Genomic DNA, 13,794 nt, shown 5'->3' with positions numbered 1-13,794 from the left:
AAAAGTCACCTTATTATTCCGTCCTCAGCTGTGTCCCAGTTTCTCCGGCTTGTGAAAATACCCTTGATCGTGCTGCTTGCAGGCTTCTCCGGCCTGGCTGCACCGCTCCAGGCCAAAAGCCTGAAGGAGACGCGCACGGCGGCGGAGCAGGGAGATCCGGAGGCGCAGTGCGCCATGGGGCTGCGCTGCGCGAAAGGGAACGGCGTCCGCCAGGACGAGGCGGAGGCGGTGGAGTGGTTTCGCAAGGCGATCACCAAAGGCCATGTGGAGGCGCAGAGGCAGCTCGGCATGTGCTACCTGCTGGGCAAGGGGGTGCCGCAGGATGCCGCAGAGGCCGTGAAGTGGCTGCGGCTGGCGGCGGCGCAGGACCATGTGGCGGCCATGAAGCAGCTGGGTGTCTGCTACACCCTGGGCTCCGGCGTGACGAAGGACCTAGCCGAAGGCGTGAAGTGGCTGCGCCAGGCGGCGGAGCATGGCGATGCAGATGCGCAGATGGAGCTGGGGCTGGCTTATTTTGACGGCGAGGGGGTGGCGCAGGATGCCGCTGAGGCGGTGAAGTGGTTTCGTAAAGCTGCCGAGCAGGGAGATCTCAATGCACAGAAGCTCCTCGGCACCACCCTGCTCCAGGGCCTGCGTGTGCCGCAGGACTTGCGCGAGGCGGTGAAGTGGTTCCGCAAAGCGGCGGAAAAAGGCGACCCCGAAGGCCAGATGATGCTGGGCCTGGCCCACACTGCGGGCACGGGCGTGCCGCTGGACCTGAAAATGGCGGCCGCTCTGCTGAGAAAGGCGGCGGACCAGGGCTACGCCCCGGCACAGCTCGAGCTGGGCATGAGCTACATGATCGGCTCCGGTGTGCCACAGGACGCGGCCCAGGCCCTGAGCTGGTTTCACAAGGCGGCGGAGCAGGGAAACCCCCAGGCGCAGACGAAGCTGGCGGCTGCCTACTTTGAAGGCACCGGCGTGGAGCGCAACACCGCCGAGGCCGCCGCCTGGTTCCGCAAGGCGGCGGACCAGAACTACCCCCTCGCCCAGTTTGGGCTGGGCGGCTGCTATTTGCGCGGAGAGGGCGTGACCCAGAATGTGGCCGAGGCTGTGAGGCTTTTCCGCGCTGCTGCAGACCAGGGCAATTCCGACGGACAGTTTGCCCTGAGCATGATGTATGAGAAGGGTGAGGGCGTGGACAAACAGCTCGTGCAGGCCCTGAAGTGGTGCCGCCTTGCTTCGAGGCAGGGGCATGAGATCGCCTTCCTCCACCAGGCCACGCTGGAGGCCTCCATGACGCGGGAGCAGGTCATCGAAGCTGTGCGTCTGGAGCACGAGTGGAGGCCGTCAAAGTAGGCTGCCGCCGCGCCCCGGCCGATCTTCCGCTGTGGCGGAAGTTTTGTGCACAGGTGACGTTTACAGGCAGAGTTCATAGACAGCTCAGGGTGCGGCACCACGCCCACCCCGCTGCCCCATGAGCCCGCGACCACACGCCACCACCACTGCCATGAGCGATGACTCCGAAGATCCCAGCAAGGACGCGGCACACACGCCTCAGCCCATGCCGGAGCAGGATTCTGGCAGCAGCTCCACCCTCGGCGCGGTGCTCTCCTTTGCCTGCCTCATCCTGCTGGCCTTCATCCTGCGCTTGGCCGTACCCAACGAGGACAATGCCATCGAGCTTGGCGTCCTGCTCATCGCCGTGGGCTTTGCGCAGATCTGGCTGATCTTCAATTTCCTGAAGTCGTTCCGGAAATGACCGCGTGGTGCTGCTTTGCCATGAAAGGGCGTGGCTTTGCGCCGTAGTGTCTGGCGCATGTTTTCCACTTCACGCATTCTCTCGCTGGCTCTGGCCCTCGCGCTCACGGCTTCTGCCTCCGCCAAGGAACCCTTCAAGCCCAATCTCGGCCCGGAGCTCCCGCGCATCACCGTCACCTGCGGCGATGTGACGCTGCTGCTGCGCCAGGCCTCGCAGTGGACGCCCGGGCGCATCGACTTTCGCGGCAGCGCCATGACGACGGAGAGCAGCGCCTACGGCACCGTGTTCTCCTTTCCGGACGTCGGCTTCATCGGCACCGCACATCTGGAAAACGAGCCCGAAAAACTGCAGTCGCTCGCCTTCTGCCTCGATGACAAACGCGTGGAGGCACCCACGGCGGAGCTGAAGGGCGGCGCCTTCCGGCTGGAGCGCACATCGCGCATCCGCGCCTTTGACCTCACCAACGTCACCGAGATCAAGGACCACCGCCTGTATGAAACCACCACCGTGCATACGGACGAGGCCGTGCCGCTGAAGCTGGTGTACCACTTCATGCACGCCTGGCGGCCCACGGTCAGCGCCTTCCTCGCAGGCAGCGACGCCATGCCAGAAACTGCCATCTCCGGCCCGCTGCGCGACGACGCCGAGGTGGCGCGAAAATTCTACATCAACCAGCGCGTGGACTGGATGGCCGTGTACGAGCCGCAGAGCGGGCAGTACGCCGTGTGCCGCCTGCTGCAGGCCCCGGAGCAGGGCGGCCACATCTCCACCATCTGGAATGTGCCGCCCACCTACCGGAAATATTACCTCAAGTGCTTTGAGGGCAAGACCGTGCCTGCCGGATTCACCGGCACCTGGCGCATGGTTACCGCCTTTGGCAGCAGCCCGCCGGAGCAGTGGGAGGCCGGCGCACGCGCGCTGGCGGCGGAGCTGAAAAACGGGAAGTAAATCCTTCGCGAGTTTGCGGGCGCGGAGAACGTTGAGAATGCTTCATGCGTACTCTCACCGCCGCACTGCTTTTTGCCCTTGCCTTGAACTCTGCCGCCGAGGAGCGGCCTGATCTGCCTCTCGCGGACATTTCAGGAGACAAGGACCGCCAGACCATCATCGCCCAGGGGACGGAGGACGTCTATCAGGGGCACCCGACGACCACGCTGATGCCGGATGGCAAAACGATCCTCTGCGTATGGTGCATCAACCACGGCGGTGCCGCAGGCCCCATGGCGCGCAGTGCTGACGGCGGCGTGACGTGGACGCGGATCGACGAACTCCTGCCACCCGGTTACAAGACCCATCTGAACTGCCCCAGCATCTACCGCATGACGGATCCGGTCGGCAAGGAGCGCACGTGGGTGTTTTCCGCCGCGAAGGGCACGCGCAAAGGCCCCGGCATGCCCAGTATCATGAGCGAGGATGGCGGTGCCACTTGGAAGGAGATGCCGCCGCTCGGCTTTCCCTGCGTGATGACTTTCAGCAGCATCGTGCGGCTCAAGGATGGCGCTTACCTCGGCCTCTACCACCGGGGCCCCGGTGGTGCAGACAAGCCCCCGCTGGAAGTGCTGCAAACGATCACCGCAGACGGTGGTTTCACCTGGAGCGAGCCGCAGGTCGTCGCGGCGGTGCAGGGAAAGAACCCCTGTGAACCTTTTGTCTTTCGCTCTCCCGACGGTGCCGAACTCTGCTGCCTGATGCGCGAAAACACGCACAAGGAGCGCAGCCTCATGATGTTCAGCCACGATGAGGGCAAGACATGGTCCGCGCCGGTGAACACGCCCTGGGGTCTCACCGGAGACCGCCATGCTGGCGTCTTCACGAAAGACGGCCGCATGGTGGTGGCCTTCCGTGATCAGGCGCTCAACAGCCCGACCAAAGGCCACTTCGTCGCGTGGGTGGGAACTTATGATGACATCAAGAATCACAAGCCCGGCCAGTACCGCATCAAGCTGCTTCACAGCTACGCCGAACGTGTCGGCGACTGCGGCTATCCCGGCATGGAGCTGCTGCCAGACGGCACCATCGTCGCCACCACCTACATCAAGATCGCGCCGGGCAAGGAGAAGAACTCCGTCGTGAGCGTGCGCTTCAATCTGAAAACCACCGACGCCCTCGTGATGCCATGAAAGCCATTGCCGCTGCGTTTCTCACACTCTCGTCACTGCATGCAGCGGATGCCGTTCTCGTGGAAGACGGCCAGCCGCGTGCGGAGATCATCATCGCGGAAAACCCCACGCGCATGCAGCGGGTCGCAGCGCAGGAGTTTCGCACGAACGTGGAGAAGATCAGCGGCGCGCGCCTGCCCATCCTCACGCAGCCGAGCGGGAAGGCGGTGAAGGTTTTTATTGGAGAGAGCCCATTGAATCCCGCAAAGGCGGAGGGCTTGAAGGATGGCGCGTATCGCATGCAGTCAGGTGCTGACTGGCTGGCGCTGGTGGGGGATGACAGCGACTTCGTGCCCACGGAGCCCTGGGCGAAGAGCAACAGCGACATCCCACGTGCGCAGGCGGAGTTTCAGAAGATCGTCGGCGCGCCGTATGGCATGCCCAATCCCGGGTTGTACAAAAACCGCCTGCGCCTGCCCGGAGACACCGGCAAGCCCGACGGAGCCACCACCGCCAAGAACGAGACGCTGGACATCTGGGGGCTGGACGAGCGTGGCAGCTTCAATGCGGTGACGGCGTTCTTCTACAAGCTGGGCGCACGCTGGTACCTGCCGGGAGAACTTGGCGAGGTGATGCCAGCGATGAAGACCCTCGCCCTGCCAAAGCTCGATGAGACCGTGCAGCCGGACTTTCCGCTGCGGCAGTTCAACTTTCGCTTTTCCACGGCGGGCTATGACACGGCGATGTGGATGATGCACCTCGGCACGCGCAACGACGACCGCTGGCTCATCGCCCACGGCATGGATGGCATGACGGGGAATGACGCCACCTTTGCCGCGCACCCGGAGTGGTTTGCCCTCTACGGCGGCAAGCGTGACTACCGGTCTGGAGACAGCAAGAACCAGCTCTGCTACTCGAATGACGAGCTCTTCCGCGAGACGGTGCGCTACGCCCGTACCCTGCTGGACACCTACCCGGTCCATTCCGTCTCCATCATGCCGCCGGACGGCTACACCGCCATCTGCCAGTGCGAGAAGTGCAAAGGCAAGGACTCGCCCGAGCGCAACGAGCGCGGCCTGCTGAGCGACTACGTGTGGGATTTCGTGAACCGCGCGGCGAAGGAGATCGCGAAAACGCACCCCAAAGCCAAGGTGCTGAACTGCGCCTACGGCGTGTACACGCTGCCGCCGCTGAAGATCGACAAGCTGGAGCCCAACGTGGTCGTCTGCATCGTGGGCGGTCGCCGCCCGCTGAACAAGGCCGCCCGCAAGAGTGATGCAGATTCGGCTCCGGAGACCCTGCGCGCGGCCTGGGCGGAGAAGACGGACAATCCGCTTCTGATCTTTGAAAACTACCCCTTCACCGACCGCGGCTGGTACCTGCCATTCTATGCGCCGCATGTGCTGGGAGATTCGGTGAACGCGACCAAGGGCATCTCGCAGGGGGAGGACATCTGGCTCTCCGCGCGGCAGGATTTCAAGGAGGTGGGCATCGGCTTCAATCACTTCATGGTCTACTTCACCGCACGCATGTACTGGGGCGGCAGGAATGCGGATGCAGATGCGATGTTTCGCGAGTACTGCCGGCTGTTCTACGGCCCCGCCGCGCAGGAGATGCAGGACTTCTTCATCTTCTGCGAGGCGCACTGGAGCGCCATGGAGGACGACAAGGCGCAGGCGGATGCCGCGCTGGCGCTCTTTGCCAAAGCGCAGGCCAAGGCCGATGCCGCCAGCGTGCATGGAAAACGCATCGCCCTAGTCGATGACTTCCTCAAGGGCCTGCGCATGAAGTCCCAGCAGCTCGGCCAGCAGCGCGGACCGGTGCCCATCGTGCGGCTCGTGGGAGACGCGAAGGACATCGTGATCGACGGCAAACTCGACGACGCCTACTGGCAGAACTGCCCTGCCGCAGCCACCGGCAAACTGCGCGAGCTGCAGACGGGTCGCGTGCCCGCCTTTGGCACCACGTACAAAACGGGCTGGCAGGGGAACAATCTCTACTTTGCCATCCGCTGCGACGAGCACCCCGGCGACAAGCCGAACAACACCGCCACGCGGGACGATGACCAGGCGCTCTGGCATGGCGATGCCGTGGAGATCGAGCTCGCCACCGAAACGCACTCGTACTACCAGATCGCCATCAGCCCGGCGGGGCACATCGTGGACCTGGACCGTGGCGCAGCCCGCGACCGCTGGTTTGAGTGGGATGCCAAGGCGGAGGTGGCCACGCACATCGCGGAGGATCACTGGACCGTGGAAATCCGCATCCCCGTGACGCAGGATGAAAACGATCCGCTGCATCAGGTCATCGGCCGTGAGCCCACGCCGAGCCTGCCGTGGCACATCAATGTGTGCCGTCAGCGCATTCGTGAAGACGGCCAGGAGCTCAGCGCACTCTCGCCCACCGGCACGGAGGGCTTTCATGAGCCGATGAAGTTTGCGCATTTCTACCATGGCAACTCGCGCGCGTTTCCAGAAGACCCCACGGTCACAGACTTCGCTCTCGGCTTCCGTGATGCCACGCAAAAGCGCAAGGCGGACGCCTTCCTCGCGCTGGCGGAAGGAAAGATCACCGATTTCCAAAAAGCCGCCGCGCTGGAGCAGGCGGCACTCTACAGCCGTGCCGAGGCCGCGCCGACCATCGAGCGCATTCCCGTGGAGGCGGTGAAGAAAGCCGCGCAGATGCAGTACCTGCTCACGGTCGGCAAAGCGCCGGAAGTCATCGCACAGTTTGAGAGCGAGGATTTTGACAAGTGGCCCTTCTGGAAGCGCGGCGCGGGCTATCACGCACGCGGGTACGCCTATTCCATCGTCAAGCAGGGAGACAAGGCCGAGGCGGACCTCAGCGCCGCGCTGCCCTGGACCAGCGAGCCGCGCACGCGCGATGCCGTCCTGCTGGCTCTCGGCCAAAACCGTGAACGCAACCTGCACGACGACGCGCAGGCCCTCGCCGCGTATCAGGCCATCGTGGCGGATCGTGCACACATCGGCGGTGCGGATGAGTACGGTGCGCTGCAGGGCATCGCCCGCATCCTGACCCACCAAGGCAGATATGACGATGCCATGGCGGCCCTGAATCGAGCAGAGCCGGAGAAACTCAAAGGCGTGTGGCGGGACAACATCCAGAGATCCATCGACGAAGTGCAGAAGGCGCGCGGTCGTTGATGGCACCGGCCGCATTGAAGCAGCCTAGTTCCTGCGGAACTGGTAAAGCTCCGCAGCAGCCAGCGGTATGGACGCCGCGTAGCGGGTCCTTGTTCCGCAGGAACAAGGTTACTTCTTTTCCAGCGGCATCAGCTCGATCTTGCGAAACCACACGGGCTGGCCCTCCGCCTGCAGCGCGATGTGCCCGTAGCCCAGCATCACATCGCCACCTGCTTCGACGATGTCGCTCGCAGGCGCGATCTTGCAGGCGGCATCGAGTTGCGGGCGCTGGTAGCGCAGGACCTCCACGCCGTTGATGCGGTGGATGATTTCGTCATTGCCGCGCACCTCGACCTCCGCGCGCACCCACTCCTTAGCAGGAAACGTCGGCGCACTGGATTTGACGATGTGCTTGGTGATCAGCTCCCCGCCCATCTCCACGTGCGTGCCGGGTGTGCAGAGGTTGCCGGTGGAGCGCGGGCCTTTGCCTTCATCGGCCAGGAACTGCATTTCCAGGCTGGAGGGAAAGCCCTGGTCAAAGCGCATGCTCTGCGGCGGCTGGGCGTGGAGCATGACGCCGCTGTTGAGGTTCACATACTTCGGCGCGTCCGCCATCATCGCGCCGGTGAAGCGGTACTCCAGACGCAGGATGTAGTGGGAGTAGGCCAGATTGGTGAAGAGGTGGCCGTACTGCTGGTCAAATTTGTCGTAGCCGTCGTAGCTCACTTTCAGGATGCCGTCCTCCACACGGAAGGTGTTGGCGTAGTTTTCCCCCAGCGGGCGCTTGGCGATCTTGATCGTCCAGCCGCTGAGGTCCTTGCCATTGAAAAGCGGGATCCATTTCGGCTCATCGGCAGCAGCGGTCAGGCAGAGCACAGCGAGCAGGAAGGCGGGGAGTAGGCGGATCATGCCACGCATCTTGGCGGGTGGTGGCGTGCTTTCCAATCAGAACCTTTCAGCACCTGGAGGCTGAAAATTTTGCATAAAAACGCACGCTTCATTCGACGCCCCGCGAAGTGCCGCTAGGATCGCCGGATGGACACACAATGGACAGACAAGATCGTCATCGTCACCGGAGGTGGCGGCGGCATGGGACAGAGCGCGGCAAAGCGGTTTGCAGACGCCGGCGCAAAGACGTTTATTTTTGGACGCACGCTGGAATCGCTGCAGGCCACGGCCGCCCTCTCGCCGAACATCGTCTCCATCGTGTGCGACGTGGCGGACTCCGCCAGCGTGGCCGCCGCCGTGGCGCAGGTGCTCCAGCACGGGCCCATCGTCGCGTTGATCCACACCGCCGGCATCAACACTCCGGACCGCTTCATGGCGCATGCCGACCCCTCCAAGCTGGCCAGCGAGGCAAGCTGGCGCAGCGTGATGGACGTGAACGTGATGGGCGTGGTGAACATGATCCAGGCCGTGTCCAAGCCCATGGCCGAGAATGGTGGCGGCAAGATCGTGGTCGTCTCCTCCACCGCCGGGCATGGCTACGACTCGTTTGCCGGCGTGCCTTACACCGCCAGCAAGTGGGCCGTGCACGGCCTGCTCTTCACCGCCCGCATGCAGCTCAGCGCGCATGGCATCGTGCTTTCTGAATACGCACCCGGAGAGGCCCTCACGCCGCTGGTGGAAAAGCGCCCGGTGAAGCCCACCGCCGAGCACCGCAGCGCCATGATTCATACCGACGACTGCGCCAATTCGCTCTTCTTCATCGCATCGCAGGCGCACTGCATGAGCATCATCCAGCTCCCCGCCTACCAGCCCTTTGGCGGCATGCCGCCGCAGATCACCGCACCGTGGCTGGCGGGGCTGGACATCGGGCCGAAGAAGTAAAGTGATGCAGGCACTCTTGCCTGCAATCCGAGCCACCCAGGACGTTCGTTGCAGGCAGGAGTGCCTGCATCACTTCCCGGCACACATCGCTGAAAAGAACGTACGCCATCCGCGTTCACAGCGGTCTCATGCTCCGTATCCTCCTCTGCCTCTGCGTCTTTCTCGCTTTTTTGCCCGCTGTCTTTGCAGCAAAGCCAAACCTCCTCATCATCACCGCTGATGACATGAGCTGCGATTCCGTGGGCGTTTACGGCTGCAAGCTCAAGGACACCACGCCGAATATGGACCGGCTGGCGGCGCAGAGCCTGCGCTTCAACTACGCCCACACCGTCGTGGGCAACTGCATGCCCTCGCGCAATGTCATGTGGTCCGGCAGATACCCGCACAACAACCGCATCGAAGGCTTCAGCCCCATTCCTAAAGACAGCAAGGACTACCCCGTGCTCGGAGACCTCGTGAAGGAGGCCGGTTACTTCACGGGCATCCGCCACAAGGTCAGCCATTCCACTCCCTACTCCCCCTTTCCGTGGGATCTCGTGCTTGGAGATGAAAAACATGACGACGCCAAAAACGCCGCCTCCTGGGGCAAGGCCATGACCACCGGCATCGCGGCCGCAAAGAAAGCCGGCAAGCCCTTCTGCCTGCTGCTCAACATCGCCGACCCGCACAAGCCCTTCTACGCTGAGGGCAACAAAGGCCAGACCATTCCTGACAAAAACGTGCCTTCGCGCGTCTTCACCCCCGAGGAGGTTCCCGTGCCCGGCTTCCTGCCAGACGACCCCGTCGTGCGCAAGGAGCTCTCCCACTACTACTCCAGCGTGCGCCGTGCGGACGATGGCGTGGGTGCCATCCTCGCCGCGCTCAAAGACTCAGGTGAGGATGAAAACACCATCATTGTTTTCCTCTCCGACCACGGCATGCCGCTCCCCTTTGCCAAGACGCAGCTCTACCACCACAGCACGCGCACGCCGCTCATGATCCGCTGGCCCGGCGTCACCCAGCCCGGCGGCGTCGATGACGAGCACATGATCTCCACTGTCGATCTCCTGCCCACCCTCCTCGACATGCTCGGCATCGCCTCGCCCGGCGGCTTTGACGGCAGTTCCTTTGCCGCCGTGCTCAAAGGAGAAAAGCAGCCGCAGCGCACCATGATCTTCAAGGAGCACAATGAAAACTCCGGCGGGCAAAACACCCCCATGCGCGCCGTGCAGACCAAGGACATGGTTTACATCTTCAGCCCCTGGTCCAACGGCAAACGCATCATGACCGGCGCCACCAATGGCACCTCCACCTGCCGCCAGATGCGCGTTCTCGCAAAGACCAACGAGCAGATCGCCGCCCGCATCGACCTCTTTGATCACCGCGTGCCCGAGGAAGCGTACGATGTGAGCTACGACCCCGATGCGCTGACCAATCTCATCGCCAAGCCCGAGCACGCCACGCAGGTGGCCGCCCTGGAAAAGGCCATGGAGGAATGGATGGTGAAAACCAAGGACCCGCTGCTCGAAGTCTTCCGCCATCGCCAGGACCCCGCCGTGCGCGAAAAGCTTATGCTGGAGCTGGAAGGCAAGCAGATGACCAAGAAGGAGCGCATCGCCGCCAAGCAGGCCGCCAAGATGCAGAGCAGGCCCGCTGCAAAGCCCGATCCCTTCATCGCTCTCGTCGTGCCGGATTCCGTCACGCCAGGACAGAAGGCCACGGTCAAACTTACCCATCACTTCCCCGCCGACCTCGGAGAGAAGCCTGTGCAGGTGACACTTAAAGGCGGCGACAACAGCCGCATCCAGCGCAAGGAAGTCAAAGCCCGCGGAGACGGCATCATCGAAGTCACCTTCGACATCCCCGCCACCCTCCCCGGAGACAAAGCCATCTTCGCCGCCCTCGTCGGCAGCAACATCAAGGATGCATTGCAGCATTTGCAGGCGAAGCCGATTCCTGTTAAAACCCAATAATGCCGCTCAAAATTCTGGTGATCGCCGATGACGACTCTCAACTTGGAGCACTCGACAATCCTCAGCCCGACATTCTGATTTCCTGTGGTGATCTGCTCGAAGGAACCATCCTTCGAATCGCCCGCCACTATGGAGCCCGGCATATTCTAGCCGTCCGGGGAAACCACGACTCTGCGGCTCCGTTTCCAGATCCAATCATTGATCTGCATCTCAAGACCGTCACCCTTGAAGGCGTCACATTCGGAGGCTTTGCAGGCGCATGGCGCTACAAGCCTGTCGGCCATCACCTCCATGAACAATGGGATGTGGCCTCGGCCATGAGCGGTTTCAAACCCGTGGATGTTTTTGTCGCACACAACTCTCCTGCGGGCATTCACGAACGCGACACGCATGTGCATCAGGGGTTCGGTGCTTTTCGAGATTACATCGATCGCGCAAAACCCCAGCTCTTCATCCACGGACATCAGCACCTCGATTCAATGACAGTGCGCGGTCAGACAACAATTCTGGGTGTCTATGGCGAAAAGCTTGTCTCCGTCGAAGACGGCTGTTGAAAACAAAGCTAACAGCGGGCGTTCAGATTCAAATCATGTCCTTGGCTTTCCATCGCTTTCTTCTTCTGCTCCTGGCAGGCACCGCAACCGCCGCCGACCTCTCCGTCGCGAATTACCCCTCCATCCAGGAGGCGCTGAATGCGAACCCGAACCGCATGCTGTTTGTACCTGCGGGGGATTATGTGATCAACGAGAAGATCCGCATCCGGGGCGAACGCAGCGGGTTGTTCGGGCCGGGGCGCATCATTCAGCAGAGCTCTGACCAGCCGATCATCGAAATCGAAAACGCGAATGGGGCGGAGGTTCGTGATCTGACTCTCACGAGGCCGGAGGGAAAGATGGAGACGAAGAGCGAGGGCATCATCGCCCTCAAGTGCCGTGATCTCGTGATCGAAAACGTGCGCGTGATCGACAACCGTACGCGCTCCAGCGTGATCGAGGTCCGGGAGTGCCGGGATGCGCGCATCAGCCGCTGCCTCGTGCGCAACTACATGCGAGTGAGCATAGACGACCGCACCCAGAGCAAGGACTGGGGCTACGCCTTCAACTGCACCGACGGCACCGGCATCAATGTAACCTACAGCATCGGCACGCTCGTGGAGGGCAATCGCGTCATTGAGGACAACTTCGTCCCCACTCCGGAAGTGAAGGCCCAATACAAGCTGGGCGATTACGTGAAGAAGAACGCCGTCAAAGGCACCATCATGAACCAGCAGGCTTGGGACTCCAACTACACCGACGCCTGGCAGCAGGGCTCCGGCATCGTGATCAACGCCCCGGAGGTGAATGACCTGACGCGCGTCATTGGCAACCACATCGAGAACGCTGCGCAGGGTTTGGACATCCACGCCGACCACGTCATCGTCTCGCAGAACATCATCACCAATGCCTTCATCGGCATGAAGGCCATGCACGGCTCGCGCAATGTGCTCATCACCGGCAATCAGTTCGTGCGCAACTCCCTCTGGGCCATCGGCCTTATGCCCGGTGCTGCTGCCCATCCCGCCACCGATGACAAACCCGAAAACGCCGACGGTGGCTCCATCATCTCCAACAACATCATCTCCGACTTCGGCTACGGCGACGCCCACTGGATCTGGGGCGATGAGCGCTCCCCTTTCAAGTTCGACACCGGCCAGCAGCCCGATGATCCGCCGCTCACGGACGTCGTCATCACCAGCAATGTCATCCACGCCCTCGGCAAGCCGCGCTACAAATTCGCCGTCATCATCCCCGGCGGGCCGAATGCACCGCGCGGTCTGCATTTCTCAAACAACCTGTTTCATGCAGGCACCCACGGCGTGTGCAATCAGGAGCTGCCGGAGTGAGCTAGCGCCTGTATTCGCTGAACCGCACCTTCAGCGAATCCTCCACCTGCTTGAGCTGCCACTTTTCCTTGGGGTCGAGCAGCGCGAGGGACATGCCCTTCTTCCCGGCGCGGGCGGTGCGGCCGCTGCGGTGGGTGTAGTATTCCATCTGCTCCGGGAGCTGGTGGTGGATGACGAAGGAGAGCTCCGCCACGTCGATACCGCGTGCGGCCACATCGGTGGCCACCACAAACTGCACGCGCTGCTTTTTGAAGGCGCGCATCACCTTGTCGCGCTCCTTCTGCATGAGGTCTCCTTCCAGCACGCCCACGGGCAGGCCCAGACCCACAAGCTCCTCGTGTAGCTCACGTGCGCCCGCCTTGGTGCGGCAGAAAATGATGCCTCGACGGTCCTTCTGGCGTTGGAGAAAATCGAAAATGAAGGCGGTCTTTTTGTCACGCGGGCAGATGACGTAGCGGTGGTCGATGTCGGGATTGACCACGTTGCTCTGATCGATCTGGATCCGGTGCGCGGTGGCGGACATGTAGCCTCGGATGAGCTCCTGAATGCCCCCGGGAAAGGTAGCTGAGAAGAGCCAGGTGCTGCGGCGCATGGCCGCCAGCTTGAGGATCTCGGTGAGCTGCTTTTTGAAGCCCATGCTCAGCATCTCGTCCGCCTCGTCGAGCACGACGTAGCGCACAAACTCCAGCGTGAGGGCATCACGCTCCAGCAGGTCGATCAGTCTTCCGGGGGTGGCCACCACGATGTGGGTGGGACGCTGCAGCGCCTCGGCCTGGCGGTCGATCTTGTCCCCGCCGCTGATGACTTCGACGAAGGTCTTTTGCGGTGCGTACTTGGTGAAGCGGAAAAGCTGCTTGCCGATCTGCTTGGCCAGCTCACGCGTGGGTGCGAGCACGAGCGCCTGGATGTCGCGGTGCTTGGGGTTCACCTTGGTGAGCAGCGGCAGGCCAAAGGCGGCGGTCTTGCCGGTGCCGGTCTGCGCCTGGGCGATGAGGTCGCCGCCGTTTTCCATGAGGAAGGGGATGGCCTTCTGCTGCACCTCCGTAGGCGTGACGATGCCCAGCTCCTCCAGGGCACGAAGCATCTCTGTGGGGACTCCGAGGGCGGCAAAAGGATGGGGCGTTTCTGACATCCCATGCTCTCCATC

General features: G+C 62.7%; 11 protein-coding genes. 9 read left to right on the top strand and 2 right to left on the bottom strand.

The features are described 5' to 3' along the window. Window positions 1-51 precede the first annotated feature (51 nt). The 5 genes from ACZ5WW_RS14890 to ACZ5WW_RS14870 all read left to right on the top strand — a co-directional run bounded on the left by ACZ5WW_RS14890 (window position 52) and on the right by ACZ5WW_RS14870 (window position 7,004). Window positions 52-1,338: a tetratricopeptide repeat protein gene (locus ACZ5WW_RS14890; RefSeq protein ID WP_464694155.1), complete on the top strand. Its 1,287-nt coding sequence runs from the start codon at window positions 52-54 to the stop codon at window positions 1,336-1,338. A gap of 118 nt (window positions 1,339-1,456) precedes the next feature. Beyond that, a complete protein-coding gene (locus tag ACZ5WW_RS14885; protein WP_377171569.1) occupies window positions 1,457-1,741 on the top strand; it encodes a hypothetical protein in 285 nt (94 codons plus the stop codon). Window positions 1,742-1,798: 57 nt separating this feature from the next. Then, window positions 1,799-2,689, top strand: a complete 891-nt coding sequence (locus ACZ5WW_RS14880; protein WP_377171567.1) for a hypothetical protein — start codon at window positions 1,799-1,801, stop codon at window positions 2,687-2,689. A 44-nt stretch (window positions 2,690-2,733) separates the two neighbouring features. Next, entirely contained in the window at window positions 2,734-3,861 is a 1,128-nt protein-coding gene (locus tag ACZ5WW_RS14875) for a sialidase family protein (RefSeq protein ID WP_377171565.1), read from the top strand. Further along, window positions 3,858-7,004, top strand: a complete 3,147-nt coding sequence (locus tag ACZ5WW_RS14870) for a DUF4838 domain-containing protein (protein WP_377171563.1) — start codon at window positions 3,858-3,860, stop codon at window positions 7,002-7,004. Before ACZ5WW_RS14875 ends, ACZ5WW_RS14870 begins: the two co-directional genes overlap by 4 nt. A gap of 108 nt (window positions 7,005-7,112) precedes the next feature. On the opposite strand, the gene ACZ5WW_RS14865 is transcribed toward ACZ5WW_RS14870, so the two are convergent. Continuing rightward, window positions 7,113-7,892, bottom strand: a complete 780-nt coding sequence (locus ACZ5WW_RS14865; protein ID WP_377171561.1) for a 3-keto-disaccharide hydrolase — start codon at window positions 7,890-7,892, stop codon at window positions 7,113-7,115. 126 nt (window positions 7,893-8,018) lie between these two features. On the opposite strand from ACZ5WW_RS14865, the gene ACZ5WW_RS14860 reads away from it, so the two are divergent. The 4 genes from ACZ5WW_RS14860 (at window position 8,019) to ACZ5WW_RS14845 (ending at window position 12,647) form a co-directional block, all read left to right on the top strand. Then, entirely contained in the window at window positions 8,019-8,813 is a 795-nt protein-coding gene (locus ACZ5WW_RS14860) for an SDR family oxidoreductase (protein WP_377171559.1), read from the top strand. 128 nt (window positions 8,814-8,941) lie between these two features. Further along, window positions 8,942-10,765 (top strand): sulfatase family protein, encoded by a 1,824-nt coding sequence (locus ACZ5WW_RS14855; protein WP_377171557.1) that lies wholly within the window; start codon window positions 8,942-8,944, stop codon window positions 10,763-10,765. Continuing rightward, window positions 10,765-11,319 (top strand): metallophosphoesterase family protein, encoded by a 555-nt coding sequence (locus ACZ5WW_RS14850; RefSeq protein ID WP_377171555.1) that lies wholly within the window; start codon window positions 10,765-10,767, stop codon window positions 11,317-11,319. The genes ACZ5WW_RS14855 and ACZ5WW_RS14850 overlap by 1 nt, the downstream gene beginning before the upstream one ends. A 35-nt stretch (window positions 11,320-11,354) precedes the next feature. Continuing rightward, window positions 11,355-12,647, top strand: coding sequence for a right-handed parallel beta-helix repeat-containing protein (locus ACZ5WW_RS14845; protein WP_377171553.1), 1,293 nt, complete (start codon window positions 11,355-11,357; stop codon window positions 12,645-12,647). A 1-nt stretch (window position 12,648) separates the two neighbouring features. Here the strand turns inward: ACZ5WW_RS14845 and ACZ5WW_RS14840 are convergent, their stop codons facing one another. Next, window positions 12,649-13,779 carry a DEAD/DEAH box helicase gene (locus ACZ5WW_RS14840; protein ID WP_377171551.1) on the bottom strand — a complete coding sequence of 377 codons (1,131 nt, stop codon included), beginning with the start codon at window positions 13,777-13,779 and terminating at the stop codon, window positions 12,649-12,651. Between the last annotated feature and the right edge of the window lie 15 nt (window positions 13,780-13,794).

Source organism: Prosthecobacter fluviatilis (genome assembly GCF_055388355.1).
The sequence above is the reverse complement of the archived record's forward strand: the minus strand, read 5'-3'. Positions and strand labels throughout refer to the sequence as shown.

What these genes read in the sequence shown, in the direction of transcription:
- ACZ5WW_RS14885 (WP_377171569.1), top strand. Translation starts at nt 1,457, where the DNA reads ATGAGCCCGCGACCACACGCCACCACCACTGCCATGAGCGATGACTCC.
- ACZ5WW_RS14880 (WP_377171567.1), top strand. Translation starts at nt 1,799, where the DNA reads ATGTTTTCCACTTCACGCATTCTCTCGCTGGCTCTGGCCCTCGCGCTC.
- ACZ5WW_RS14875 (WP_377171565.1), top strand. Translation starts at nt 2,734, where the DNA reads ATGCGTACTCTCACCGCCGCACTGCTTTTTGCCCTTGCCTTGAACTCT.
- ACZ5WW_RS14870 (WP_377171563.1), top strand. Translation starts at nt 3,858, where the DNA reads ATGAAAGCCATTGCCGCTGCGTTTCTCACACTCTCGTCACTGCATGCA.
- ACZ5WW_RS14865 (WP_377171561.1), bottom strand. Translation starts at nt 7,892, where the DNA reads ATGATCCGCCTACTCCCCGCCTTCCTGCTCGCTGTGCTCTGCCTGACC.
- ACZ5WW_RS14860 (WP_377171559.1), top strand. Translation starts at nt 8,019, where the DNA reads ATGGACACACAATGGACAGACAAGATCGTCATCGTCACCGGAGGTGGC.
- ACZ5WW_RS14855 (WP_377171557.1), top strand. Translation starts at nt 8,942, where the DNA reads ATGCTCCGTATCCTCCTCTGCCTCTGCGTCTTTCTCGCTTTTTTGCCC.
- ACZ5WW_RS14850 (WP_377171555.1), top strand. Translation starts at nt 10,765, where the DNA reads ATGCCGCTCAAAATTCTGGTGATCGCCGATGACGACTCTCAACTTGGA.
- ACZ5WW_RS14845 (WP_377171553.1), top strand. Translation starts at nt 11,355, where the DNA reads ATGTCCTTGGCTTTCCATCGCTTTCTTCTTCTGCTCCTGGCAGGCACC.
- ACZ5WW_RS14840 (WP_377171551.1), bottom strand. Translation starts at nt 13,779, where the DNA reads ATGTCAGAAACGCCCCATCCTTTTGCCGCCCTCGGAGTCCCCACAGAG.